The sequence below is a fragment of the Roseicella aerolata genome (assembly GCF_020523605.1).
GTDB lineage: Bacteria > Pseudomonadota > Alphaproteobacteria > Acetobacterales > Acetobacteraceae > Paracraurococcus > Paracraurococcus aerolatus.
Genome location: NZ_JAJAQI010000026.1, coordinates 55503 through 77159, shown reverse-complemented (window position 1 = coordinate 77159; position 21657 = coordinate 55503). Strand labels below are relative to the sequence as shown.

General features: G+C 72.2%; 26 protein-coding genes. 11 read left to right on the top strand and 15 right to left on the bottom strand.

Translation table 11 applies throughout. The features are described from left to right. Positions 1–28 precede the first annotated feature (28 nt). The 3 genes from LHA35_RS17155 to ccmA form a co-directional block, all read right to left on the bottom strand. A complete protein-coding gene (locus LHA35_RS17155; protein ID WP_226610213.1) occupies positions 29–922 on the bottom strand; it encodes a TauD/TfdA dioxygenase family protein in 894 nt (297 codons plus the stop codon). Positions 923–1381: 459 nt separating this feature from the next. Continuing rightward, entirely contained in the window at positions 1382–2029 is a 648-nt protein-coding gene (ccmB, locus tag LHA35_RS17150; RefSeq protein ID WP_226610235.1) for a heme exporter protein CcmB, read from the bottom strand. Between the two features lie 83 nt (positions 2030–2112). After that, a complete protein-coding gene (gene ccmA / locus LHA35_RS17145; protein WP_338050903.1) occupies positions 2113–2703 on the bottom strand; it encodes a heme ABC exporter ATP-binding protein CcmA in 591 nt (196 codons plus the stop codon). 117 nt (positions 2704–2820) lie between these two features. Between ccmA and acnA the strand changes: the two genes are divergently transcribed. Beyond that, positions 2821–5517, top strand: coding sequence for an aconitate hydratase AcnA (acnA, locus tag LHA35_RS17140; RefSeq protein ID WP_226610209.1), 2697 nt, complete (start codon positions 2821–2823; stop codon positions 5515–5517). 279 nt (positions 5518–5796) lie between these two features. On the opposite strand, the gene LHA35_RS17135 is transcribed toward acnA, so the two are convergent. The 6 genes from LHA35_RS17135 to rpsF form a co-directional block, all read right to left on the bottom strand. Then, complete coding sequence (locus LHA35_RS17135) at positions 5797–6558, bottom strand: SDR family NAD(P)-dependent oxidoreductase (RefSeq protein WP_338050902.1); 762 nt, start codon at positions 6556–6558, stop codon at positions 5797–5799. Continuing rightward, positions 6555–6911: a thiol-disulfide oxidoreductase DCC family protein gene (locus LHA35_RS17130; RefSeq protein ID WP_226610207.1), complete on the bottom strand. Its 357-nt coding sequence runs from the start codon at positions 6909–6911 to the stop codon at positions 6555–6557. Before LHA35_RS17130 ends, LHA35_RS17135 begins: the two co-directional genes overlap by 4 nt. Before the next feature lie 102 nt (positions 6912–7013). Continuing rightward, the gene (gene rplI / locus LHA35_RS17125) at positions 7014–7568 is read right to left on the bottom strand and encodes a 50S ribosomal protein L9 (protein ID WP_226610204.1); all 555 of its coding nucleotides are present in this window, start codon (positions 7566–7568) and stop codon (positions 7014–7016) included. A 16-nt stretch (positions 7569–7584) separates the two neighbouring features. Next, the gene (locus LHA35_RS17120; protein ID WP_226610201.1) at positions 7585–8520 is read right to left on the bottom strand and encodes a hypothetical protein; all 936 of its coding nucleotides are present in this window, start codon (positions 8518–8520) and stop codon (positions 7585–7587) included. Positions 8521–8562: 42 nt separating this feature from the next. After that, positions 8563–8841, bottom strand: a complete 279-nt coding sequence (gene rpsR, locus LHA35_RS17115; protein WP_226610199.1) for a 30S ribosomal protein S18 — start codon at positions 8839–8841, stop codon at positions 8563–8565. A 6-nt stretch (positions 8842–8847) separates the two neighbouring features. Then, positions 8848–9318 carry a 30S ribosomal protein S6 gene (rpsF, locus tag LHA35_RS17110; RefSeq protein WP_226610196.1) on the bottom strand — a complete coding sequence of 157 codons (471 nt, stop codon included), beginning with the start codon at positions 9316–9318 and terminating at the stop codon, positions 8848–8850. 232 nt (positions 9319–9550) lie between these two features. Between rpsF and LHA35_RS17105 the strand changes: the two genes are divergently transcribed. Beyond that, on the top strand, positions 9551–10240 hold the full coding sequence (locus LHA35_RS17105; RefSeq protein WP_226610195.1) for a hypothetical protein: 690 nt from the start codon (positions 9551–9553) through the stop codon (positions 10238–10240). Between the two features lie 28 nt (positions 10241–10268). On the opposite strand, the gene LHA35_RS17100 is transcribed toward LHA35_RS17105, so the two are convergent. Beyond that, the gene (locus LHA35_RS17100; protein WP_226610193.1) at positions 10269–10829 is read right to left on the bottom strand and encodes a hypothetical protein; all 561 of its coding nucleotides are present in this window, start codon (positions 10827–10829) and stop codon (positions 10269–10271) included. Positions 10830–11132: 303 nt separating this feature from the next. Here LHA35_RS17100 and fabD point away from each other — a divergent pair, with 303 nt between their 5' ends. The 7 genes from fabD to ccoS all read left to right on the top strand — a co-directional run bounded on the left by fabD (position 11133) and on the right by ccoS (position 16723). Further along, positions 11133–12092: an ACP S-malonyltransferase gene (gene fabD, locus LHA35_RS17095; protein ID WP_226610190.1), complete on the top strand. Its 960-nt coding sequence runs from the start codon at positions 11133–11135 to the stop codon at positions 12090–12092. 122 nt (positions 12093–12214) lie between these two features. Beyond that, a complete protein-coding gene (gene fabG, locus LHA35_RS17090) occupies positions 12215–12952 on the top strand; it encodes a 3-oxoacyl-[acyl-carrier-protein] reductase (protein WP_226610188.1) in 738 nt (245 codons plus the stop codon). A gap of 340 nt (positions 12953–13292) precedes the next feature. Beyond that, positions 13293–13526, top strand: a complete 234-nt coding sequence (locus LHA35_RS17085; RefSeq protein ID WP_226610187.1) for a hypothetical protein — start codon at positions 13293–13295, stop codon at positions 13524–13526. A gap of 173 nt (positions 13527–13699) precedes the next feature. After that, a complete protein-coding gene (locus LHA35_RS17080) occupies positions 13700–13939 on the top strand; it encodes an acyl carrier protein (RefSeq protein ID WP_226610185.1) in 240 nt (79 codons plus the stop codon). 26 nt (positions 13940–13965) lie between these two features. Then, complete coding sequence (gene fabF / locus LHA35_RS17075) at positions 13966–15249, top strand: beta-ketoacyl-ACP synthase II (protein WP_226610182.1); 1284 nt, start codon at positions 13966–13968, stop codon at positions 15247–15249. A gap of 143 nt (positions 15250–15392) precedes the next feature. Continuing rightward, complete coding sequence (mltG, locus tag LHA35_RS17070) at positions 15393–16388, top strand: endolytic transglycosylase MltG (RefSeq protein ID WP_226610179.1); 996 nt, start codon at positions 15393–15395, stop codon at positions 16386–16388. Positions 16389–16540: 152 nt separating this feature from the next. Further along, positions 16541–16723, top strand: a complete 183-nt coding sequence (gene ccoS / locus LHA35_RS17065; RefSeq protein WP_226610177.1) for a cbb3-type cytochrome oxidase assembly protein CcoS — start codon at positions 16541–16543, stop codon at positions 16721–16723. Here ccoS and LHA35_RS17060 read toward each other — a convergent pair. Genes LHA35_RS17060 through ccoN form a run of 5 tightly spaced genes read right to left on the bottom strand, consistent with a single transcriptional unit; the run spans position 16691 to position 20439 of the window. Beyond that, complete coding sequence (locus LHA35_RS17060) at positions 16691–17161, bottom strand: FixH family protein (protein ID WP_226610173.1); 471 nt, start codon at positions 17159–17161, stop codon at positions 16691–16693. The genes ccoS and LHA35_RS17060 overlap by 33 nt on opposite strands. Continuing rightward, entirely contained in the window at positions 17139–18071 is a 933-nt protein-coding gene (gene ccoP, locus LHA35_RS17055; protein ID WP_226610171.1) for a cytochrome-c oxidase, cbb3-type subunit III, read from the bottom strand. Before ccoP ends, LHA35_RS17060 begins: the two co-directional genes overlap by 23 nt. Next, entirely contained in the window at positions 18068–18223 is a 156-nt protein-coding gene (locus LHA35_RS17050) for a CcoQ/FixQ family Cbb3-type cytochrome c oxidase assembly chaperone (RefSeq protein WP_226610169.1), read from the bottom strand. The genes ccoP and LHA35_RS17050 overlap by 4 nt, the downstream gene beginning before the upstream one ends. Then, positions 18220–18972, bottom strand: a complete 753-nt coding sequence (gene ccoO, locus LHA35_RS17045; protein WP_226610167.1) for a cytochrome-c oxidase, cbb3-type subunit II — start codon at positions 18970–18972, stop codon at positions 18220–18222. Before ccoO ends, LHA35_RS17050 begins: the two co-directional genes overlap by 4 nt. Positions 18973–18978: 6 nt before the next feature. Continuing rightward, complete coding sequence (gene ccoN, locus LHA35_RS17040; RefSeq protein WP_226610164.1) at positions 18979–20439, bottom strand: cytochrome-c oxidase, cbb3-type subunit I; 1461 nt, start codon at positions 20437–20439, stop codon at positions 18979–18981. Positions 20440–20526: 87 nt separating this feature from the next. Here ccoN and LHA35_RS17035 point away from each other — a divergent pair, with 87 nt between their 5' ends. Beyond that, positions 20527–20739, top strand: coding sequence for a hypothetical protein (locus tag LHA35_RS17035; protein ID WP_226610162.1), 213 nt, complete (start codon positions 20527–20529; stop codon positions 20737–20739). Next, positions 20736–21602 (top strand): DUF2189 domain-containing protein, encoded by an 867-nt coding sequence (locus tag LHA35_RS17030; RefSeq protein WP_226610160.1) that lies wholly within the window; start codon positions 20736–20738, stop codon positions 21600–21602. The genes LHA35_RS17035 and LHA35_RS17030 overlap by 4 nt, the downstream gene beginning before the upstream one ends. Positions 21603–21657 lie beyond the last annotated feature (55 nt).

Sequence of the window (21657 nt, the reverse complement as noted above, 5' to 3'; positions counted from 1 at the left end):
GTCAGGCGACCCCTGGACCCGGCCTGGGTTACGCTGCGGCGGCCAGGGTGGGGCCCGCCCCGGCGATCGTTGTCCGCACCATCAGCCGGCGCTCCGCATCGCTGTCGAAGGGCGTCGCCCGGTGCAGCACCGCGCGGTTGTCCCAGATGACGATGTCGTGCCGCGCCCAGGCATGGCGGTAGACGAAGGTCGGCTGGGTGGCGTGCGCCATCAGCGCCTCGATCAGCGCCCGGCCCTCCGCCTCCTCCATGCCCTCCACGCTGCGGGCATGGGCGCCGAGATAGAGGGCGGGGCCGTGCGGGTTCTCCTCCAGCAGCATGGCTTGGCGCACCGGCGGGTGCTGCGCCCGCTCCGCCTCCGCCACCAGCGCCGGGGAGACACGGTTGCGGGACCAGGCGAAGTCGTGCACCGCGACACGCCCCCGGACCTGCGCCCGCAGCGCCTCCGGCAGCGCCGCCCAGGCCGCGCGCATGGAGGCGAATTCCGTCTCCCCGCCCCGCGCCGGGACCTCCCGCGCCGAGAGGGCGGAGGCGCGGGCCGGCACGGGCTTGAAGCTGCTGTCATGGTGCCAGGCGCGGTTCGCCAGGTTGTTCAGCACCTGCCGGTCGGTCGGCGCGGCGATGCTGCCATCCCGCGCGATGTTGCTCAGCACGATCAGCGGGCTGCCGGCGCCGCGCGCGCCCGGGCGGGTCGCCTCCAGCGGGCCGAACGCCTCGGAGAAGGCGATCTGCTGCGCATCGTCGATCTCCTGGCCGGGCAGGACCAGGACGGAATGGCGGTCCAGCGCCGCCCGCAGCCAGGCGGCCTCCTCCGGCGTCACCCCGCGGCGCAGGTCGAGGCCGGTGACGCGCGCGGCGAACAGGGGATGCAGGGGCGTGAGCTGCGGCATGGTCATGTCCTCCCGTTCGGGGGACCATGCCATTCTTCCGCAGGGCGGGACCAGCCGCCCGATCGGCAGGGGACATTCCCGACCCCCCGGGATTCTCAGCGCCGCCGCCCCGCCAGCAGCGTCAGCCCCAGCACGATCACCAGGGCGATCATGGCCGGCCGGTTCTGCCCGATCCAGTCGAGCGCCTGCTGCAACATCCGCCGCCTCCCTCAGCCCGCGCCGGGGCCGGCTGCGCAGCCGGCCCAGGAAGGCGGTGACCCTGGCCGGCACGGCATCCGGCCGTGCAGGCACCGCACAGATGGGCGCCTGCCACGGCGGACTGCGTTCACAACTGAACGCCAATCCACTGTAGCCTTTGCTTTTCGTGCAGAGTCTCGCGTCCGGTCATCCGCGGCCTCCGCGCTCGGCTCTGGCCGAGCGGCCAGGCAGCCGGTCGGTCCTCGGCGGCCATCCGGGACGGCAGCAAGGTCAGGCCCCTGCCGTCCAGCGCCGCTACTCCGTTCGCAGCGCCGCCCCCGCGGCCAGCGGCGCCAGCGGCAGGGCCGCCGCCAGCAGCGCCGAGAGCAGCAGCAGATAGGGCCGCGCCTCCAGCCCCGCCGCCGCCGCCTCGATCCCCGCCGCGCCGAAGATCACCGCCGGGATCGCCAGCGGCAGGACCAGCAGGGGCAGCAGCACCCCGCCGCGCCGGGCGCCCAGCGTCAGCGCCGCCCCGGCGGTGCCGAGCAGGGAGAGGAAGCCGGCGGCCAGGCCGAGCGCCGCCATGGCCGCCGGCCAGGCCTCCACCGGCAGGTTCAGCATGGCGGCGGCCACCGGCGTGGCCAGCAGCAGCGGCAGGCCGGTGGTCAGCCAGTGCGCCGCCGCCTTGGCCGCGGCGACGGCAGAGGGGCCGAGGCCGCTCAACAGGAGCTGGTCGAGGGTCCCGTCCTCGGCATCCGCGCCGAACATCCGGTCGAGCGGCAGCAGGGCGGCCAGCAGGGCGGCCGCCAGCAGGGCGCCGGGGGCGAGGCGCGCCAGCGTTTCCGGCGCCGGGCCGACGCCGAAGGGAAACAGCGCGGCGACGAGGACGAAGAACATCACCGCTGCCAGCGTGTCGGCAGGGTGGCGCAGGGCCAGCCGCAGCTCTCGCCCCAGCAGGGCCAGCCAGGCGCCGAAGGGCGAGCGCGCGGGGAAGGCGCGCCGCGCCGCGGCGGGGAGCGCCTCGCCCGCCCTGGCATCCGCCGGGGTCACAGCCGCAACTCCCCCGCGCCGGGCAGGGGCAGCGGCAGGTGGGTCGCCGCCAGCACCATCCCGCCGGCCGCCCGGTGCCGCGCCAGCAGCAGGCCGAGCCGCTCCACCGAGGCGGCATCGAGCCCCACCGTCGGCTCATCCAGCAGCCAGAGAGGGGCCGGCGCCAGGGCGAGCCGGGCCAGCGCCAGCCTTCGCTTCTGGCCCGAGGACAGCACCCGCGCCGGCAATTCCGCGAGCGGCAGGAGGTCGAGCGCCGCCAGGGCGGTGTCCACATCGCCGCCCCAGAGCCGGGCGAAGAGCAGCAGGTTTTCCCGCGCCGTGAGGGCCGGCTTCAGCGCATCCTGGTGGGAGAGGTAGCGCAGCCTTGCGGCATGCGCGGCGCGGTCGGCCAGCGCATCCTCGCCGTCCCAGAGCAGCTCGCCGGCCGCTGGCCGCAGCAGCCCGGCCAGCAGCCGCAGCAGGGTGGATTTGCCCGCGCCATTGGCGCCGACCAGCAGCAGCGCGCCTTCCGCCCCGAGTTGGAAGGACAGGCCGGCGAAGACGGCCCTCTCGCCCCGCAAACAGGCCAGGTCCCGCGCTTCCAGCATATCCGACCCAGTTCCTTGGAGATTCGGCGCCCCGTGGACCGTCTGGCGCTGCCATGCTTAAAACCGCCGCCGTGGCGTGCCGCAACGGGGCGCGACGAAGAAAGAAGGTTCCGGATCATGCGGATGATCGGGCAGGACAGCCTGAAGACCCGCCGCACCCTGACGGTGGACGGCAAGACCTATCATTACTTCAGCCTGCCCGAGGCGGCCAAGGCCATCGGCGACATCAGCCGGCTGCCCTTCAGCCTCAAGGTGCTGCTCGAGAATGTCCTCCGCTACGAGGACGGCCGCAGCTACACCGTGGACGACGCCAAGGCGATCGCCGGCTGGCTGCCGGCCGGCAAGTCCGAAAAGGAGGTGCCCTTCCGCCCCGCCCGCATCCTGATGCAGGACTTCACCGGCGTGCCCGGCGTGGTGGACCTCGCGGCCATGCGCGACGGCATCATCAAGCTGGGCGGCGACCCGCGCCGGGTGAATCCGCTGGTCCCGGTGGATCTCGTCATCGACCACTCGGTGATGGTGGACTATTCGGGCACCCCGGACGCGCTGCAGAAGAACGTCGATATCGAGTTCGAGCGGAACGGCGAGCGCTACGAGTTCCTGCGCTGGGGCCAGGCTGCCTTCGACAATTTCCGCGTCGTGCCGCCCGGCACCGGCATCTGCCACCAGGTGAACCTGGAATACCTGGCGCAGGTCGTCTGGACCATGCAGGACGCCGGCGACACCTATGCCTATCCCGATAGCTGCTACGGCACGGACAGCCACACCACCATGGTGAACGGCCTTGGCGTGCTGGGCTGGGGCGTCGGCGGCATCGAGGCGGAGGCGGCCATGCTCGGCCAGCCCATCGCCATGCTGATCCCGGACGTCATCGGCTTCAAGCTGACCGGCAGGCTGAAGGAAGGCGTGACGGCGACCGACCTGGTGCTGACCGTGACGCAGATGCTCCGCAAGAAGGGCGTGGTCGGCAAGTTCGTCGAGTTCTACGGCCCGGGCCTGGATGACCTGCCGCTGGCCGACCGCGCGACCATCGCCAACATGGCGCCCGAGTATGGCGCGACCTGCGGCTTCTTCCCGGTCGATGCCACCACCATCGGCTACCTCAACCTCTCCGGCCGCGACGAGCACCGGATCAAGCTGGTCGAGGAATACTGCAAAGCCCAGGGCATGTGGCGCGACAGCGCGACGCCCGACCCGGTCTTCACCGACACGCTGGAGCTGGACCTCTCCACCGTCGAGCCCTCCCTCGCCGGCCCGAAGCGGCCGCAGGACCGCGTGGCGCTGTCGGGCGTCGCGGCGGGCTTCGCCAAGGACCTGGCCGCCGGCGTCATGGGCGTGCCGGGCGACGAGGCCAACAAGCGCGTGAAGGTCGAGGGCGCCAATTACGACCTCGGCCATGGCGATGTGGTGATCGCCGCTATCACGAGCTGCACCAACACCTCCAACCCCTATGTCCTGGTGGCGGCCGGGCTGGTGGCGAAGAAGGCGAACGAGCTCGGCCTGAAGGCGAAGCCCTGGGTCAAGACCTCGCTCGCCCCCGGCTCGCAGGTGGTCACCGACTACCTCGCGCAGTCCGGCCTGCAGCCGCATCTCGATGCCCTCGGCTTCAACATCGCGGGCTATGGCTGCACCACCTGCATCGGCAATTCCGGCCCGCTGCCGGACCCGATCGTGGACGCGATCGAGAACGAGAAGCTGGTGGCCGCCGCGGTGCTCTCGGGCAACCGCAACTTCGAGGGCCGCGTCCATGCCAATGTCCGGGCGAACTACCTGGCCTCCCCGCCGCTGGTCGTCGCCTATGCGCTGGCTGGCACGGTGACGAAGGACCTGAGCAAGGAGCCGATCGGCACGGGCAACAACGGCCAGCCCGTCTATCTGAAGGACATCTGGCCGACGCAGAAGGAAGTCTCGGACACCGTGCACAGCGTGGTGACCCGCGAGATGTTCGTCGAGCGCTACGGCGATGTCTTCAAGGGTCCGCAGCAGTGGCAGGCGATCCGGGTGGATGCGGACAGCGACACCTATCGCTGGAACTCGGGCTCCACCTATGTGCAGAACCCGCCCTATTTCGAGGGCATCACGCCGGAGGTGAAGGGCATCCAGCCGATCCAGGGTGCCCGCGTGCTGGCGGTGCTGGCGGATTCCATCACCACCGACCACATCTCGCCCGCCGGCAACATCAAGAAGGCCTCGCCCGCCGGTGAGTACCTGGTGGAGCACCAGGTCCGGCAGGCTGACTTCAACAGCTATGGCGCCCGCCGCGGCAACCACGAAGTCATGATGCGCGGCACCTTCGCCAATATCCGCATCAAGAACGAGATGGTGCCGGGCACCGAGGGCGGCATCAGCAAGCACTACCCGTCGGGCGAGGTGGCGCCGATCTACAACGTCGCCCAGAAATACAAGGCCGAGGGCGTGCCGCTGGTGGTCTTCGGCGGCAAGGAATACGGCACCGGCTCCTCCCGCGACTGGGCGGCGAAGGGCACCTTCCTGCTGGGCGTGAAGGCGGTGGTGGCGGAGAGCTTCGAGCGCATCCACCGCTCCAACCTGGTCGGCATGGGCGTGCTGCCGCTGGTCTTCATGAATGGCGAGGACCGCAAGTCGCTCGGCATCAAGGGTGACGAGCAGATCGACATCGTCGGCCTCGAGAACCTGAAGCCGCGCATGACGCTCGACCTGGTCATCACCCGCGCCGATGGCAGCAAGCACACTACCCAGGTGCTCTGCCGCGTGGATACGGCGGATGAGGTCGAGTACTACAAGAATGGCGGCATCCTGCACTACGTGCTGCGCGGGATGGCGAAGGCGGCCTGAGGACCGGCTTCAGCCGGACGAGACGCAAGGGGCCCGCAAGGGCCCCTTCGCAATTCGGGGCGCCCGCGATCGCGGCGGGCATCATCCCCACCCGGCTTGCCCGGCGAAGCGCCGCGCCCTGTGGCGAGTAGGCAAGCCGTGGAGCGGCGCCGGCAATCGAGGCCGCGGGAATGCCTCGGCATGTCCGCGGATCGGCATCAGCGGACCCACCCGGGCGTCGTAGCTTGCTCGTCCAACGACAAGCTGGACCGGCCGGTGTGCGGGCGGTCCGGCGGCCCGCTACCAGGGTACCGGCCTGCCCAGATGGTCGAAGAACCCGCCCGATTGCTCCGGCCCGATCCCCGCCAGCACCTCCAGGATTCGCCGCGCCGCCACTGCCGGCGCCTGCACATCAAGCCCGACCCTGGAGAAGGGCGCCGAGAGGCCGGTCTCCACCGTTCCCGGATGAAGCGCGACGAGTGCCGCGCCGGGATGGGTCCGCCGCAGCTCGACCGAAGCGGTCCGCACGAGCTGGTTCAGCGCCGCCTTGGACGCGCGGTAGCTCCACCAGCCGCCGAGCCGGTTGTCGCCGATGCTGCCGACCCGGGCCGAGAGCACGGCAAACACGGCCGGCCCGCCCCGCCGCAGCCGCGGCAGCAGGTGCTTCATGAGGAGCGCCGGGCCGATGGCGTTCACCGCGAAGCTCTGCGCCAGATGCGCCGGGTCGAGCTGGCGCATCGCCTTCTCCGGCTGGAAGCGCGCATCGTGCAGGAAGCCGGTGGCGACGACCACCAGCGCGAGGTCCGGCGCCTCCCGCCCCAGCCACTCGGCCGCGGCGGCGAGGCTCGCCTCCTCGGTGATGTCGAGCCCAGGCTCGGTCCTGCGCGAGAGGCCGATCACCCGCCGCCAGCGCCCTTCCGCCTCCAGCACGCCCAGCAGCGCGCCGCCGATGCCGCCCGAGGCGCCAATCACCACGGCCGTGCCGCCATCGGTCTGCCGGCGATGCGGCGCTGCGCGCCCCTCAGCATCCTCGGCGGCGCCCAGGTCGTCACCGGCGCTCACCGCCACAGCCTCCGCACCCGGAGGAAGCCACGATAGGCCAGCTCCGCCAGCGGCGTCACTGGGCCCCAGGCGACCAGCCGGCCGAGCCAGCGAAGGCCCGGCACCCGCCGCCAGACCTCGGCGAAGGCCGCGGCGCCGGAGACCAGCCTGCCATCCGGGAGCCGGGCATGGAACCGTGCCAGCGCCGCCGCGCGGTCCAGGCCCGGCTGCGTCGGCTCGCGCGAGACATCCACCCAGGCCAGACCCTCCGCGCCCCGCCGGTCGCGGTAGAAGGCGATCTCGCGGGCGCAGACGGGGCAGGCGCCGTCATAGAAGACGGTCACCTCGTCTCGACGTGGGATCGGGTCGGCCATGCCGCCGAGATGGCGCCGGCGCCGCTTGCGGCAAGTGGCGGCCCGGAATTGCGAAGGGGCCCCGAAGGGCCCCTTCCATGGATACCGGCAGGCGAGGGGCGCTCAGCGCTCCTCCATCGCCGCGCCGATCTCGGCGCGCAGCTCCTCCTCGAGGCTTGGCTCCTCCTCGCGGACGATCTCCTCGCCGCGGGCCTGGCGCTCGGCCTCCTCGAGGGAGCGGGCGACGTTCACCACCACGGTGATGTGCACCTCCGGGTGCAGCTCGACGCGGACATTGGTCAGGCCCAGCGTCTTGATCGGCTGCTCCAGCAGCACCTGGCTGCGGGAGACGGTCAGGCCGCCCTCCTTGCACCCGTCGGCGATGTCGCGGGCGGAGACGGAGCCGTAGAGGCTGCCCGACTCGCCGGCCTGGCGGATGATGGTCACGGTCAGGCCGGTGACGCGCTCGGCGATCCGCTCGGCTTCCTCGCGGCGCTTCAGGTTCTGCGCCTCGAGCTGCGCGCGCTGCTCCTCGAACCGCTTCAGGTTCTCGGTATTGGCGCGGATCGCCTTGCCCTGGGGAAGCAGGAAGTTGCGGGCATAGCCGGGGCGGACCTTCACCAGCTCGCCCATCTGGCCGAGCTTCTCGACCCGCTGCATGAGAATCAGTTCGATCATTGGCTTGCGCCTTCCGTCAGCTTTGACGCGGCGCCGCGCGCCGCTGGAATTGGTCGTAGAGGCCGAGGCCGACGAGGCCCGGGCCCATCACCTGCAGGAACACCACGAGCAGCACGTAGAAGCCCACCAGCATCGGCAGCCTTCCCTTGCGGCCGCGCAGCCGCGCATGCACGCCAGCGAGGCCCTGCAGGAAGAGCGGCACCAGCAGGATCAGCAGCGCCGAGAGCGACACCGCATCCCCGCCGGCAGGCGCCGCCAGGAACAGGCCGAGCGCCGCGGCCGGCAGCAGCGGGTACCAGCCCGGCAGCCGCACCGCGGACCAGTCCGGCTTCGGCACCATGAGCAGCCCGCGCCGCGCGAGGAAGCCGATGGCCGCCGCGGCATTGGCCAGCAGCGCCAGCGCGCCCCAGAAGCCGATCGCCCCCGCCTTCACCCGCACCAGCTCCGCCACCACCGCCTCCGGCGCCGGCATGCCGAGCCGGGTGAGCGCCATCTCCATCGCCGCCCGCATCGAGGCCTCCAGCCCCTCCCCGCCACCGAGGGTGGCGGAGGCGACCATCAGCACGAAGAGCGGCCAGAGGCCGAGCAGCGCGAGCGGCAGGGAGAGCGTGACCTTCCCGCCCCTGAGCGCCGCCAGCACCAGCAGCGGCGCCGGCATGCCGAAGAGGGCGAGGAAGATCACCGCGGCGAAGCCGCCGCCCGCGAGCGCGACCAGCAGGGTCGCGAGCAGGCTGGCGGCGATGGCGCTGGCCGGGCCGAAGCCGAGCCCCGCGGCGAAGAGCGGGAAGGAGGCGATCCAGAACAGCCCGGTGCCGAGCGGCAGGCCGCGCATGGCCCAGAGCGCGGCGACCGCCGAGGCGAAGCCGGCCGCGCCCGCGGCCAGCAGCCCGGGGTTGCCGAAAACACCCTGTCCCTGTCCCTGGCCCTGTCCCTGCGGCCCTGTCGCCGTCACGGCACTGGTGCTCCGTTGTCCTCGGGTTCCGCCCGCAGGCCCTCAGTCGTTGATGACGTAGGGCAGCAGGGCCAGGAAGCGGGCGCGCTTGATGGCGTTCGCCAGCTCACGCTGCTTCTTCGCGGACACGGCCGTGATGCGGCTCGGCACGATCTTGCCGCGCTCCGAGAGGAAGCGGCTCAGCAGGCGCACGTCCTTGTAATCGATCTTCGGCGCGTTCGGGCCGGAGAAGGGGCAGGACTTGCGGCGGCGGTAGAAGGGCCGGCGGGCGCCAACGGCAGGGCGGCGGGCGGCCGGGGAGAGTTCGGTCGTCTCGGACATGGCTGATTACTCCTCGCCACCCGTGGGTGCTTCGAGTTCCTCGCGCGGGCGGGCACGGAATTCCTCGCGCTCGTCGCCGCGGTCGCGGCGGCCGCTGCTGAAGCGGCCCGGCGGGCGCGGGCCACGGAAGCCGCGCTCGCGCTCACGGTCCTCGCCACGGCGGGAGAGGATGGCAGAGGGCGCCTCGTCGATCGCCTCGACCCGCAGGGTCAGCACGCGCAGCACGTCCTCGTTCAGGCCGAGCTGGCGCTCGACCTCCTGCATCGCGGCCGGGGAGGCGTCGATGCCGAGGAGCATGTAGTGCCCCTTGCGGTTCTTCTTGATGCGGTAGGCGAGGCCGCGCAGGCCCCAGTACTCGCGCTTCCGGACCTCGCCGCCCTGCTCGCCGAGGGTGGCGGTGATCTGGTCGGCGATGGTGTCGACCTGCTGCTGCGTGACATCATTGCGTGCGATGAACACGCTTTCATAAAGCGGCATGTTGTCTCCCTCTGGCTGTCTCAGCCCAGGGGCGCAGGGCGGGATGCCGGTGCGCGCAAACGGGCATAGCCGCGCGCGATGCCTCCGCGGGCGGCAGGGAAGGGCGGCGTAAAGCACGGGACAGGGGACCGGGGCAAGAGCGGAGTCGCCAGCCGGGCCTTTCTCGCGCGCGGGATGACAAGCCGCTCCCGCTTCCCCTAGACAGGCGACCTCGCCGCAAAAGGAACCGGCTTTGCCCCGTCTCCCCGCCTGCCTCGCCCTGCTGCTCGGCCTCGCCGCCTGCGGGGACCGCTACTCCCCCGACACCTACGCCACCCGCGCCGTGCAGCAGGCGAACAAGGTGGAGCCGGGCATCGTGGTCGGCGTCCGCCGGGTACACATCAGCGCGGAGGGCAGCACCGGCGCCGCGGCCGGCGCCGCGGCCGGCGGCGTGCTCGGCGCCCAGACGCCAGGCAGCGGCATCGTCTCGGCCCTCGGCGGCGTCGGCGGCGCGCTGGTGGGCGGCCTGGTCGGCCGCGCGGCGGAGAGCACGGTGGTCGATACCCCCGCGCATGAATATGTGGTGCGGACGGAGAAGGAGGATCTGCTCTCGGTCACCCAGAAGGATACCGTGCCGCTGGCGGTCGGGCAGCGGGTGCTGGTGATCACCGGCAACCAGGCACGGGTGGTGCCGGACTACACGGTGGCGACCGGCCCCTCACGCCCGCCGGCACCGGCGCCATCGCAGCGGTCGGAGCCGGAGGAGAAGGCGGCGCGGCCGGCGCCCGTCGCCGGCCCGGAGCCCGCGGCGGCGGCCGGTGTGCTGCAGCAGATGGTGCCACCGCCGCCCGGGCCGCCGGTGGTCGTGCCCGCGCTGCCGACGCCGGAGGCCTCGCTGTCCGCGATCGCCGCCCCGGTCGCGGCGGCGATCGCCGGGAACTGAGCCGGGCCGGCGGGCCCGCCCGTCCGCGTCACGGTGGGAGGAAGGCGTGGGCCTCCAGGATCGCCCGGGCGCGTTGCGGATCGAAATCCGGCCGCCGCAGGAAGACGGAGAGGGTGCCGGTCGCGGCGATCTCCTGCGCCACCTCTCGCACGACGTGATAGGCGGGCCGATTGCCGAAATCATGGATGGCGATCCGCGCCTCGGGGCGGCATCTGAGGACGGTCTGCATGAAGCAGGCGACACGGAACCGGCCATCCACCAGGTACAGATCGGCCTGCGCCGCCTCCGGGTCGGACCAGACCCGGGCGTGGTAGTCGGGCCAGCGGTCCCGCCCGGCGGTATCGGCCGGGTATCCCCAGGCCCCGGTCTCGCCGATATCGGCATGGACCAGCGTGGGGCTGATCGGAAGCTGAAGGTCCAGGCAGGCGGCGCGCACCCGCGCCAACCATTCCGGTGACGAGTCGACCGAGGTCACGGCCTCGCCGACCAGCCTGGCCGCGAGGCAGGTGCTGCCGCCGGCGCCGAACTCCACATAGCGCCGCGCACGGCAGAGGAGCGCCGCGAGGAGATGCCGTTCGGCGGGGGTCATGGCAATCTGCATGGATCAGCCCCGGCCCGCGGCGACGGATCTTCGGCATCGCGCAGCATCCGGGCCGCCGGCCCTGCCGTCCGGATGCCGCCCCGGCGCCGCCCGCCTCGATGCGTCCTGCATGGCGCTGTTCCCCGTCTCCGCGAAGCGGGGAGGCTGGCGCGCCGGCGGTGAAGGCCGGCTTAAGGCGCCGCGGGCTGTTCCGCGGGATGCCGCCGTTGACAGTCGGGTGACCGACCGTTACCCCGCGCGCCCATCGCACGGCCAAGCCCCAGCAAGGGCGCCCTCAAGGAAAACGCCGCCATGGCCCTCGCCTTCGTCTTCCCCGGCCAGGGGAGCCAGGCCCCCGGCATGGGCCGGGACCTCGCCGCCGCCTTCCCCGCCGCCCGCGAGGTGTTCGAGGAGGTGGACGAGGCCCTGAAGCAGACACTCTCCCGGTTGATGTTCGAGGGGCCGGCCGAGGAGCTGACCCTCACTGCCAATGCCCAGCCGGCGCTGATGGCGCATTCCGTCGCCGTGCTGCGGGTGCTGGAGAAGGAGGGCGGCTTCGACCTGGCGACGCGGGTGGCGCTCGTCGCCGGCCACTCCCTCGGCGAGTACTCGGCGCTGACCGCGGCGCGGGCCTTCGACCTTTCCACCGCCGCCCGCCTGCTGCGCCTGCGCGGCGAAGCGATGCAGAAGGCGACGCCCGCGGGTGTCGGCGCCATGGCGGCGCTGCTCGGCGCCGAGCTGGACCAGGCCCGGGCGCTCTGCGAGGCGGCGAGGACCGATCCCGAGACCGGCAAGGCCGAGGTGGCCGAGGTCGCCAATGACAATGGCGGCGGCCAGGTGGTGATCTCCGGCCATAAGGGCGCGATTGACCGCGCGGTGGCGGCGGCGCCCGGGGCGGGGATCAAGCGCGCCATGCCGCTGCCCGTCTCGGCGCCCTTCCATTGCTCGCTGATGGCGCCGGCCGCGGACGCCATGGCGGAGGCACTGGAGAAGGCTGCGATTGCCGCCCCCGTCGTGCCCGTGGTGGCCAATGTCTCCGCCGGCAAGGCGACCGAGCCCGCCGGGATCCGCGACCTGCTGGTCCGGCAGGTGACCGGCACGGTGCGCTGGCGCGAATGCGTCGCCGCCATGGCCGGCATGGGTTGCGACCGCTTCGCCGAGCTCGGCGCCGGCAAGGTGCTGACCGGCCTGATGAAGCGCAACGCGCCGGAGGCGACCGCGGTCGCCATTGGCAATCCGGCCGATATCGAGGCCTTCCTGAAGACCCTCTGACCCGTTGCCGCGGGGGGCTGCCCCCGCGCCCGACACGTGAGATCGCCGGGTCAGGCCCGGCCATGACGACCGGGGCGGCGGGCGCCGCATCCCGAGACGCCGCAGAACACAAGGAGTCGCCGATGTTCCGTCTGGACGGCAAGGTTGCCCTCGTCACCGGTGCCACCGGCGGGATCGGCGCCTCGGTCGCCCGCGCCCTGCATGCGCAGGGTGCCTCCGTCGCCCTCACCGGCCGCCGCGCCGCGGAGCTGGAGGCGCTGGCCGCCGAGCTGGGCGAGCGCGTGCTGGTGGCGCCGGCCGACCTGGCCGATGCCGCCGCCCCGGCCGCATTGGTGGAGAAGGTGGAAGGCGCGCTCGGCGGGCTCGACATCCTGGTGAACAATGCCGGCTTCACCCGCGACATGCTGGCGCTGCGCATGGGCGATGCCGATTGGGCCGCCGTGCTGGAGGTGGACCTGACCGCCCCCTTCCGCCTGGCGCGCGCCGCCCTGCGCGGGATGATGAAGAAGCGGCACGGCCGCATCGTCTCCATCGCCTCCATCGTCGGCGTCACCGGCAATGCCGGCCAGGCCAATTATGCCGCCGCCAAGGCCGGCCTGATCGCCATGAGCAAGTCCCTGGCGCAGGAGGTGGCGACCCGCGGGGTGACGGTGAACGTGGTCGCGCCCGGTTTCGTGAAGACCGCCATGACCGATGCCCTGCCCGAGGCGGCGCGGGGCAAGCTGCTGGAGCGCATCCCGGCCGCCCGGATGGGCACGCCGGAGGACATCGCCGGCGCGGTGGTCTACCTCGCCAGCGCCGAGGCCGGCTGGGTCACCGGCCAGACCATCCATGTGAATGGCGGGATGGCGATGATCTAAACAGAAAGCGGCACCGCCAGGTTGAAGGCTGCGGCCGGTTTCGTCCCCGGTGGGTCGGCCATTCCGGTGAGTAACTTATAACGGCCTGCATAACTCCTGACCTGCAGCCGCCATCGGCGGCATAGGCCGCGAAGGCGGCTCGCGGCCTATGCCGCGTAGCCAAGCCGCCGGAGGCGGCGCCGGCGGCCGAGGCCGCAGAAATGGGTCACCATTCATGCGGGACAGTATGACGCGGCGCGGGCCGCGCCCTATCATGAGATTGTTCGGGCGCCCGCAAGGCAACCTCCGCTAGGCTCCCCCGCTTTCTCCCCCGAGGCAGGCGAGGCGGCGGATGGCGCGCGTGGACAAGCCCCGGTTTTCCCAGCCCCGGCTCCTGGGGCCCTGGCCCGAGGGGCCGTGGTGGCTGCTGGCGGCCGCCGCCCTGGCCGCGCCCTTTGCCGTGCTCGGCCAGGGGGGCAACCTGCACCTTGCCGTCCTGGCGGCGCTGGCCTGCCTCGCCACCCCCGGCGCGGCGATCGAGGCGATGACGGGCTTGGCCCGGCTGGCCCTGGCGGTGGTGCCCCCTTCGCGCTAGGAGATGGGATGTCGGGCGCGCTGCACCTCGCGAGCCCCGCGGAAGGGGCTTGCCAGCCCCGCAAACACCGCCTAGGCCCGCTCCGGGTTCCGTGTTAATGGCCCCGGCTCTTTGGGACGCCCCGGCGGGGCGGTGCCAGGGCCCCATCACGCGCGCTAGCAGGAGAGAACCACGTGAGCGATACCGCCGAGAAGGTTAAGAAGATCGTTGTCGAGCACCTCGGCGTGGAAGAGGCCAAGGTGACCGAGGACGCTTCCTTCATCGACGATCTGGGCGCCGACAGCCTCGACACCGTCGAGCTGGTCATGGCCTTCGAGGAAGCCTTCGGCGTGGAGATCCCGGACGACGCGGCCGAGAAGATCACCACCGTGAAGGACGCCATCGCCTATATCGAGAGCCAGAAGGCCGCCTGAGGCCACGAGCGACGGAGAGGCTGAGAGTGTTCGCGAACGGAGCCGCGCCGCGGCGCGTTGTCGTCACCGGCATGGGGATCGCCAGCCCGCTGGGCCTGGGCGTGGAGCATGTCTGGAAGCGACTGGTGGCGGGCGAGAGCGGCATCTCGGCCATCCAGTCCTTCGACACCAAGGACCTGCCGGCGAAGATCGCCGGCCAGGTGCCATCCGGCACGCGGGAGACGGGCGGGCTCGACCTCGCCGAATGGATCCCGGTGAAGGACCAGAAGAAGATGGACCGCTTCATCCAGCTCGCCCTCGTGGCGGCGCAGGAAGCGGTCGAGGATTCCGGCTGGACGCCCGAGGACGAGGAAGGCCGCTGCGCCACCGGCGTCATGATCGGCTCCGGCATCGGCGGACTGCAGACCATCTACGAGGCCTCCCAGGTCGTGGCCTCCGGCCGCACCAAGCGGCTCTCGCCCTTCTTCATCCCCTCGGCGCTGATCAACCTGGCCTCCGGCCATGTCTCGATCAGATACGGCTTCAAGGGGCCGAACCACTCCGCCGTCACGGCCTGCGCCACCGGCGTGCATGCGCTGGGCGATGCGGCGCGGCTGATCGCCTTCGGCGATGCCGATGTGATGGTGGCCGGCGGCGCCGAGGCGGCGGTCTCCGAACTCGGCATGGCGGGGTTCTGCGCCTCCCGCGCGCTGTCCACCGCCTTCAACGACACCCCGCAGCAGGCCTCCCGTCCCTGGGATGAGGGCCGCGACGGCTTCGTCATGGGCGAGGGCGCGGGCGTCATGGTGCTCGAGGAGTATGAGCACGCGAAGAAGCGCGGCGCGAAGATCTATGCCGAGGTGATCGGCTACGGCATGTCGGGCGATGCCTACCACATCACCGCCCCGTCCGAGACCGGCGACGGCGCCTTCCGTTCCATGCGCGCGGCGCTGAAGAGCGCGGGCGTGACCCCGGCCGAGGTGCAGTACGTCAATGCCCACGGCACCTCGACGCCGCTGGGCGACGACCTGGAACTGGGCGCGGTGGAGCGGCTCTGGGGCGAGGATGCGAAGGGCCTCGCCATGTCCTCGACCAAATCGGCGATCGGGCACCTGCTCGGCGCGGCCGGCGCGGTGGAGGGCATCTTCTCGGTCCTGGCGATCCGCGACAAGGTCGCGCCGCCGACCCTGAACCTGGAGAAGGCCTCGCGCGAGAGCGCGATCGATCGCGTCGCCAAGGTGGCGCAGGAGCGGAAGATCCAGGTGGCGCTGTCGAACAGCTTCGGCTTCGGCGGCACCAATGCGAGCATCGTTTTCCGCGCCGCGCCCTGACGCCCGCGGAGGCTGATCCGGCCGGCGCGCTCCTGGGGTGCGCCGCTGCCATTCCGGGCGGGCCGAAGCCATCGCGACGGAACGCTCCGGCCGGCATGCGCATTTTGCCGCGATGAGCACGCCGACACCTCTCCTCTCCCCCGATGCTTAGGGCGCTTCGCCGGATCGGCCTGGCGCTGCTGGTGCTGGCCGCGCTGGCCGGAATTGCCGGCTGGTACGCGCTGCAGCACTACCGCGCGCCCGGGCCGCTTGCCGCGCCCGCGCAGGTGGTGATCCCGCGCGGCGGGACGGAGGCCATCTCCGCCGCGCTGCTGAAGGCCGGCATCATCGAGGATGCCCGCACCTTCGCCCTGGCCGCCTGGGCGACGCGCGCGCAGGGGCCGCTGCGGGCGGCCGAATTCGCCTTCCCTGCGGCTGCCTCGCTGGAACAGGTGCTGGCCGTGCTGCGCACCGCCCGCCCGGTGCAGCGCCGCCTGACCATCCCGGAGGGGCTGACGGCCCGGCAGATCGCCGCCCTGCTGCGCGGGGCGGAGGGGATGACCGGCGAGGCCGCGCTGTCCGAGGAAGGCGCCGTGCTGCCGGAGACCTATGCCTACCAATGGGGCGACGACCGCGCCGCGCTGCTGCGCCGGGCGCAGGCCGCCATGGCCCAGGCCCTCGCCACCGCCTGGGCCGAGCGGGCCGAGGGCCTGCCCCTGGCCTCCCCGCGGGAGGCGCTGGTGCTGGCCTCCATCGTGGAGCGCGAGACGGGGGTGCCGGAGGAGAGGTCCCGGGTCGCCGCGGTCTTCCTGAACCGCCTCCGGCGTGGCATGCCGCTGCAGTCGGATCCGACGGTCGCCTATGCCGCCGCCGAAGGCGGCGTGCTGGACCGGCCGCTGACGCGGGCCGATCTGGACCGCGAACACCCCTTCAACACCTACCGCATCCGCGGCCTGCCGCCCGCTCCGATCGCGGCGCCGGGCCTGGCGGCGCTGCGCGCGGTGACGCGGCCGGCGAGCAGCGACGAGTTGTTCTTCGTCGCGGACGGCACCGGCGGCCATGCCTTCGCCCGGACGCTGGAGGAGCACAACCGCAACGTCGCGCGCTGGCGGGAAATCGAACGCCGTCGCGCGGAGAACGCGGCGCCGGTCCTGCGCTGAGCGGCCGGACGGTTCCGGCGCGCATGGGCTGCTCTCCGGCGCGGACCCGCCTACGGCCCGGGGCGGGGCACGGGACGGCGCGCCCTGGGCTTCCTTGCGGAACCCGCGGCGCCTCGGGGCGTCCCTGACCCTGTACCGCGCGGGAGGCCGGGATGTACGCGCTGATCTGGCTGCTGCCGGTCACCCTGTTGCTGGGCGCGGGCGGGCTGCTGCTCTTCCTCTGGTGCGTGCGGTCCGGCCAGTTCGAGGACCTGGACGGCGCCGCCTGGCGCATCCTGCAGGATGACAGGCCGCGCGCGCCGTCACGGCGCGAGGCGCAGGACCGCGAGGGCTGAGCGCCCCTCGGCATCCCGTGCCGCCGCCGTCACCTGCCAGGCACCGGCATCGGGCAGAACCAGTTCGGCCGTCCAGCCGCCCGCGCCGTCCGGGGTGAAGCGCAGGGGCCGGTCGGCGCCGGCATGGGTCGTGCGCTCGAGCCGCCCCTCCGCCGCCTCGGCCGCGACCGGCGCCCCCGCGGCGTCCCGCAGCCGCAGACGCAGCGCATGGCCGCCCGGCGCCGGAGCGAGGGCGAGGTCCAGCCGCAGCTCGGCTGCCGGGGCGAGCCGCGCCATGCCCAGCCGCCGCGGCGCATCGGCCACCAGCCCGGGATCGCTGCGGGCGGCGAGCACCACCATCACCGCATCCGCCGCCAGCAGCGCGAGCAACGGCGCCAGCGCCAGCAGCGGGATCCAGCGCCGGCGCGGGCCCCGCCTATTCGCCGAGGCTGCGGACATGCAGCACCAGCTTGCGGATCATGTCCTCCGACAGGCGCCCGCCGAAGGCCGGCATGACGCCGCCCCGGCCATGCCAGAGCGACTCGAAGAGGGCCGCCCGCTCGCCGCCATAGATCCAGATGTCGTCGGTCAGGTTGGGGGCGCCCAGCTCCTCGTTCCCGCGCGCATCCTCGCCATGGCAGGCGGCGCAATTCTCGGCATAGACCGGCGCGGCGCGGGCGGCGGCGGCCGCGTCATGCGCCTGGCCGGAACTGGCGCGCAGCCATTCCACCAGGTCGCTGACCTGGCCGCGTTCCAGTTGCCGCGTCGCGCCGAAGGCGGGCATCTCGCTGCTGCGCGTGTCGTCCACGCCCGGCCAGCGGATGCCGACGCGGATCGTCTGCGCGATCGCCTCCGGGCTGCCGCCCCAGAGCCAGTCGCCATCGGCGAGGTTGGGGAAGCCGCGCGCGCCGCGGCCGTCGCCGCCATGGCAAGGGGCGCAATTCTGCCCGAACAGCCCGCGCCCGGCCGCGGCGCCATAGCTGCGGAGCCCGGCATCGGCCTCGATCTCTTCCCAGCTCGCGGCAGCGAAGCGCCTCGTGATGTCCGGCGCCCTGGCCTCCGCCAGCTCGGCCATGCGCGGCAGGTCGCCGCGGGAGTTCCAGCCGAGCACGCCGCGCGTCGCGCCGCCGAACCAGGGCCAGGCGGGATAGGCCACCCAGATCCAGAGCGAGGCGAGGAAGGTCAGCAGGTAGATATAGGTCCAGACCCGCGGCGGGCTGCTGTCCAGCTCCCGGATACCGTCGAAGCTCGGCAGGGTCTGGCGCAGCGGCGAATGCGGGTCGCGCTCCGGGTCCGGCGCGCCGGGCGGCAGCGGCGGCATGGGCGGGACCTTGCCGCCGATCTTGTCGTCGTCGAGGGGCGGGGTCATGCGCGATCCTCCCGGTCGTCGCGGAAGGGGATCTCGGCGTCCCGGCGCGCCTCCTCCCGCGCGCCGGGCCGGAAGAGCCGGACCAGCAGGGCGAGGAAGGCCGCGATCAGCGCCAGCATCACCCCGATCTGGAGGAGCTCCGCCGCGCTCATCGCACCCACTCCGGATTCGGCCGGCGCCAGTCGAATTCGACCAGCGTGCCGAGCATCTGCAGGTAGGCGACCAGCGCGTCCATCTCGGTCAGGCCCGGGCGGCCGTCGAAATTGCGCTGCTGCGATTTCGGGTAGCGCTCCGCAAGGCCGCTCGCATCCGCCTCCGGATCGGCCTGGGCCAGCAGGTCGGCGCGGGCATTGGCCAGCTGCTCCTCGGAATAGGGGACGCCGACGGTGCGATGGCGGCGCAGCAGCCGCTCGATCCGGTCCGCCGGCAACGGCCGGTCCAGGAGGAAGGCGTAGGAGGGCATGATGGAGGCCGGCACGACGTCGCGCGGCTCGATCAGGTGCCGCACATGCCAGTCATCCGAATAGCGGCCGCCGATGCGGGCGAGATCCGGCCCGGTGCGCTTGCTGCCCCATTGGAAGGGGTGGTCGTACATGCTCTCGGCTGCCAGGGAGTAGGGGCCGTAACGCTCCACCTCGTCGCGGAAGGGGCGGATCTGCTGGCTGTGGCAGACATAGCAGCCCTCCCGGATATAGACGCCGCGGCCCGCGAGCTCGAGCGGCGTGTAGGGCCGCATGCCCTCCACCTTCTCCACCGTGTTCTCGATGGCAAAGAGCGGCGCGATCTCGACCAGCCCGCCGACCGAGAGGACGACGAGGATGGCCATGGCGAAGCGGATCGCGCGGCGCTCGAAGCGGCCATGCAGGCGGGCGAAGCGCGGGCCGGATTCGGTCGTCGCCATGGCGCGCTACTCCGCCGGAACCGCGGCCGGGGCGGTGGCCGCGCGCGGCTCCTGCACCGTCCGCCAGACATTCCAGGCCATGACCACGGCGCCCGCGAGGTAGAGCACGCCGCCCAGCAGCCGCATGGCGTAATAGGGCTTCGCCGCGATGACGCTGTCGAGGAAGGAGTATTGCAGGAAGCCGAGCGAGGTATAGGCGCGCCACATCAGGCCCTGCATGACGCCCGCGCCCCACATCGCCGTGACGTAGAGCATGATGCCGGCGAGGCCGAGCCAGAAATGCCATTCCAGCGCGGCGCGGGAATACATGCCGGGGCGGCCCCAGATGCGCGGCACCAGGTAGTAGATGGCGCCGAAGACGATGAAGCCGTTCCAGCCCAGCGCGCCGGAATGGACATGGCTGATGGTCCATTCGGTGTAGTGCGACAGGCCGTTCACCGTGCGCACGCCCATGAAGGGCCCCTCGAAGGTGGCCACCGCATAGAACACCACGGCGAGGATCATGAAGCGCAGCACCGGGTCGGTGCGCAGCCGGTCCCAGCGGCCGGAGGCGGTCATGAAGCCGTTCAGCGCCGAAGCCCAGGAGGGCATCCAGAGCATGATGGTGAAGGTCATGCCCAGCGTCTGCACCCAGTCCGGCAGCGAGGTGTAGTGCAGGTGGTGCGGCCCGGCCCACATATACATGAAGACCAGGGACCAGAAGGAGATGATGGAGAGCCGGTAGGACCAGATCGGCGCATCCGCCTGCTTCGGCAGGTAGTAGTACATCACGCCGAGGAAGCCGGCTGTCAGGAAGAAGCCGACCGCGTTGTGGCCGTACCACCACTGCGTCATCGCATCCTGCACGCCCGCGAAGAGGGAGACGCTGTTGCTCTCGTTCCAGGCCAGCGGCACCGCCAGGTTGTTCACCACATGCAGCACGGTGACCGCGACGATGAAGGCCAGATAGTACCAATTCGCCACATAGATATGCGCTTCCCGCCGCTTCAGCAGCGTGCCGACGAAGAGGCCGAGATAGGTGAGCCAGACCACCGCGAGCCAGAGATCGGTCAGCCATTCCGGCTCCGCATATTCCCGGCTCTGCGTCACGCCCATGACGTAGCCGAGCGCGGCGAGCACGATGAAGAGCTGGTAGCCCCAGAAGACGAATTCGGCGGCGAAGCGCCCGGGCAGGCGGGCGCGGCAGGTGCGCTGCACGCAATAGAGGCTGGTGCCGATCACGGCATTGCCGCCGAAGGCGAAGACGACACCGCTGGTATGGACGGGGCGAAGCCGGCCGAAGCTGCCCCATGGCTCGAAGTTCAGCCCGGGCCAGACCATCTGGGCGGCGATGAAGACGCCCATGCCCATCCCGACCAGCGCCCAGAAGACCGAGGCGAGGATGAAGAGCCGGACGACATGGTCGTCATAGTCGGGCGGCACCTCGGTTTCCACCGGCGGCTCGGCCGCCGCCACCGTCGCGCTCATGGTTCCTCCCCCTCGCTCGCCGGTCTGTGACGCAACCCTGCGGCTGCCGCGCCTTTCTGCCGGAACGGCGGAACTGGGGAACGGTTCATGGCCAGCGAAGAATCGTCAGCGGCGCGGCGCGGCGCCGAGGGACACGGGCCCGGCCTGTTCGGCTGGTACATCCTCGCGGGATTGCTGGTCGTCGGCGGCCTCGTGCTCTCGGCCCGCGCCGGCGACGACTACATGGCCGCGAGCGGCCTGCTCTTCGCCGCCTTCGGCGTGCTGCTCGGCTTCCGCCTGCTGGGGAGGGCGCTGCCATGAGCGACCGCATCCCCGCGCCCGGCCGTTTCGAGGACCTGCCGGTCGGCGCCGCGGTCGATCCGGTCAGCGCGACCGGCGAGCTGGTCGCCGCCGGCATCCCGGTGCGGCGTGCCCCGCCCGAGGCGGTGGCGCAGTGGATGGCGGATGGCTGGCAGGATTTCCGCCGCAGCCCGGGCGTCGGGCTGGCCATCGGGCTGGCCTGCACCGTGGTCGGCTGGGCGATGATCGCCGCCATGTGGAGCGTCGAGAGCGCGGTGCTGATCCTGCCGCTCTTCACCGGCTTCATGCTGGCGGCGCCGCTGCTGGCCGTGCCGCTCTATGAAACGAGCCGGCGCCATGCGCGCGGGGAGCAGGCAGGGGGCGGCGCGTTCATCGCCGGCTTCACCCGCAACCGCTGGGGCATCGGCCTGATGGCCGCGCTGCTGATGATGTTCTTCTATGGCTGGCTGCGCGTCGCCACCATGATCTGGTTCCTCTTCTTCGGCCTCGACCTGCCGCCGCTGGATGCCTTCCTGGCGGTGGCGCTGGCGGATTACGCCTTCGTCGTCACCTCCTTCGGCATCGGCGCCCTGCTTGCCACGCTGGTCTTCGCCCTCAGCGCCGTCAGCCTGCCGATGCTGGTGGACCGGCCGGTGGATGCGATGACGGCGGCCATGACCAGCCTGCGCGCCTGCCTCGCCAGCCCCTTCACCATGGCGCTCTGGGCGGTGGTGATCGCGGTGCTGACGCTGATCGGGCTCGGCGCGGCGCTGCTCGGCCTGGTGCTGGTGGTGCCGGTGATCGGGCATGCCACTTGGCATGCCTATGTCGATCTGGTCGGGCCGGTGGAGGAGAGCGGGGGCGCCGCGGCGCCCCCCGGCTGAAGGGCCGGGGAACGCGGGCCGCCCCGGATACCGGGGCGTCCGGGCGGAACGGCGC

What these genes read in the sequence shown, in the direction of transcription:
- LHA35_RS17155 (WP_226610213.1), bottom strand. Translation starts at nt 922, where the DNA reads ATGGCATGGTCCCCCGAACGGGAGGACATGACCATGCCGCAGCTCACG.
- ccmA (WP_338050903.1), bottom strand. Translation starts at nt 2,703, where the DNA reads ATGCTGGAAGCGCGGGACCTGGCCTGTTTGCGGGGCGAGAGGGCCGTC.
- acnA (WP_226610209.1), top strand. Translation starts at nt 2,821, where the DNA reads ATGCGGATGATCGGGCAGGACAGCCTGAAGACCCGCCGCACCCTGACG.
- LHA35_RS17130 (WP_226610207.1), bottom strand. Translation starts at nt 6,911, where the DNA reads ATGGCCGACCCGATCCCACGTCGAGACGAGGTGACCGTCTTCTATGAC.
- rplI (WP_226610204.1), bottom strand. Translation starts at nt 7,568, where the DNA reads ATGATCGAACTGATTCTCATGCAGCGGGTCGAGAAGCTCGGCCAGATG.
- rpsR (WP_226610199.1), bottom strand. Translation starts at nt 8,841, where the DNA reads ATGTCCGAGACGACCGAACTCTCCCCGGCCGCCCGCCGCCCTGCCGTT.
- rpsF (WP_226610196.1), bottom strand. Translation starts at nt 9,318, where the DNA reads ATGCCGCTTTATGAAAGCGTGTTCATCGCACGCAATGATGTCACGCAG.
- LHA35_RS17100 (WP_226610193.1), bottom strand. Translation starts at nt 10,829, where the DNA reads ATGACCCCCGCCGAACGGCATCTCCTCGCGGCGCTCCTCTGCCGTGCG.
- fabD (WP_226610190.1), top strand. Translation starts at nt 11,133, where the DNA reads ATGGCCCTCGCCTTCGTCTTCCCCGGCCAGGGGAGCCAGGCCCCCGGC.
- fabG (WP_226610188.1), top strand. Translation starts at nt 12,215, where the DNA reads ATGTTCCGTCTGGACGGCAAGGTTGCCCTCGTCACCGGTGCCACCGGC.
- mltG (WP_226610179.1), top strand. Translation starts at nt 15,393, where the DNA reads ATGCTTAGGGCGCTTCGCCGGATCGGCCTGGCGCTGCTGGTGCTGGCC.
- ccoS (WP_226610177.1), top strand. Translation starts at nt 16,541, where the DNA reads ATGTACGCGCTGATCTGGCTGCTGCCGGTCACCCTGTTGCTGGGCGCG.
- LHA35_RS17060 (WP_226610173.1), bottom strand. Translation starts at nt 17,161, where the DNA reads ATGTCCGCAGCCTCGGCGAATAGGCGGGGCCCGCGCCGGCGCTGGATC.
- ccoP (WP_226610171.1), bottom strand. Translation starts at nt 18,071, where the DNA reads ATGACCCCGCCCCTCGACGACGACAAGATCGGCGGCAAGGTCCCGCCC.
- LHA35_RS17050 (WP_226610169.1), bottom strand. Translation starts at nt 18,223, where the DNA reads ATGAGCGCGGCGGAGCTCCTCCAGATCGGGGTGATGCTGGCGCTGATC.
- ccoO (WP_226610167.1), bottom strand. Translation starts at nt 18,972, where the DNA reads ATGGCGACGACCGAATCCGGCCCGCGCTTCGCCCGCCTGCATGGCCGC.
- ccoN (WP_226610164.1), bottom strand. Translation starts at nt 20,439, where the DNA reads ATGAGCGCGACGGTGGCGGCGGCCGAGCCGCCGGTGGAAACCGAGGTG.
- LHA35_RS17035 (WP_226610162.1), top strand. Translation starts at nt 20,527, where the DNA reads ATGGCCAGCGAAGAATCGTCAGCGGCGCGGCGCGGCGCCGAGGGACAC.
- LHA35_RS17030 (WP_226610160.1), top strand. Translation starts at nt 20,736, where the DNA reads ATGAGCGACCGCATCCCCGCGCCCGGCCGTTTCGAGGACCTGCCGGTC.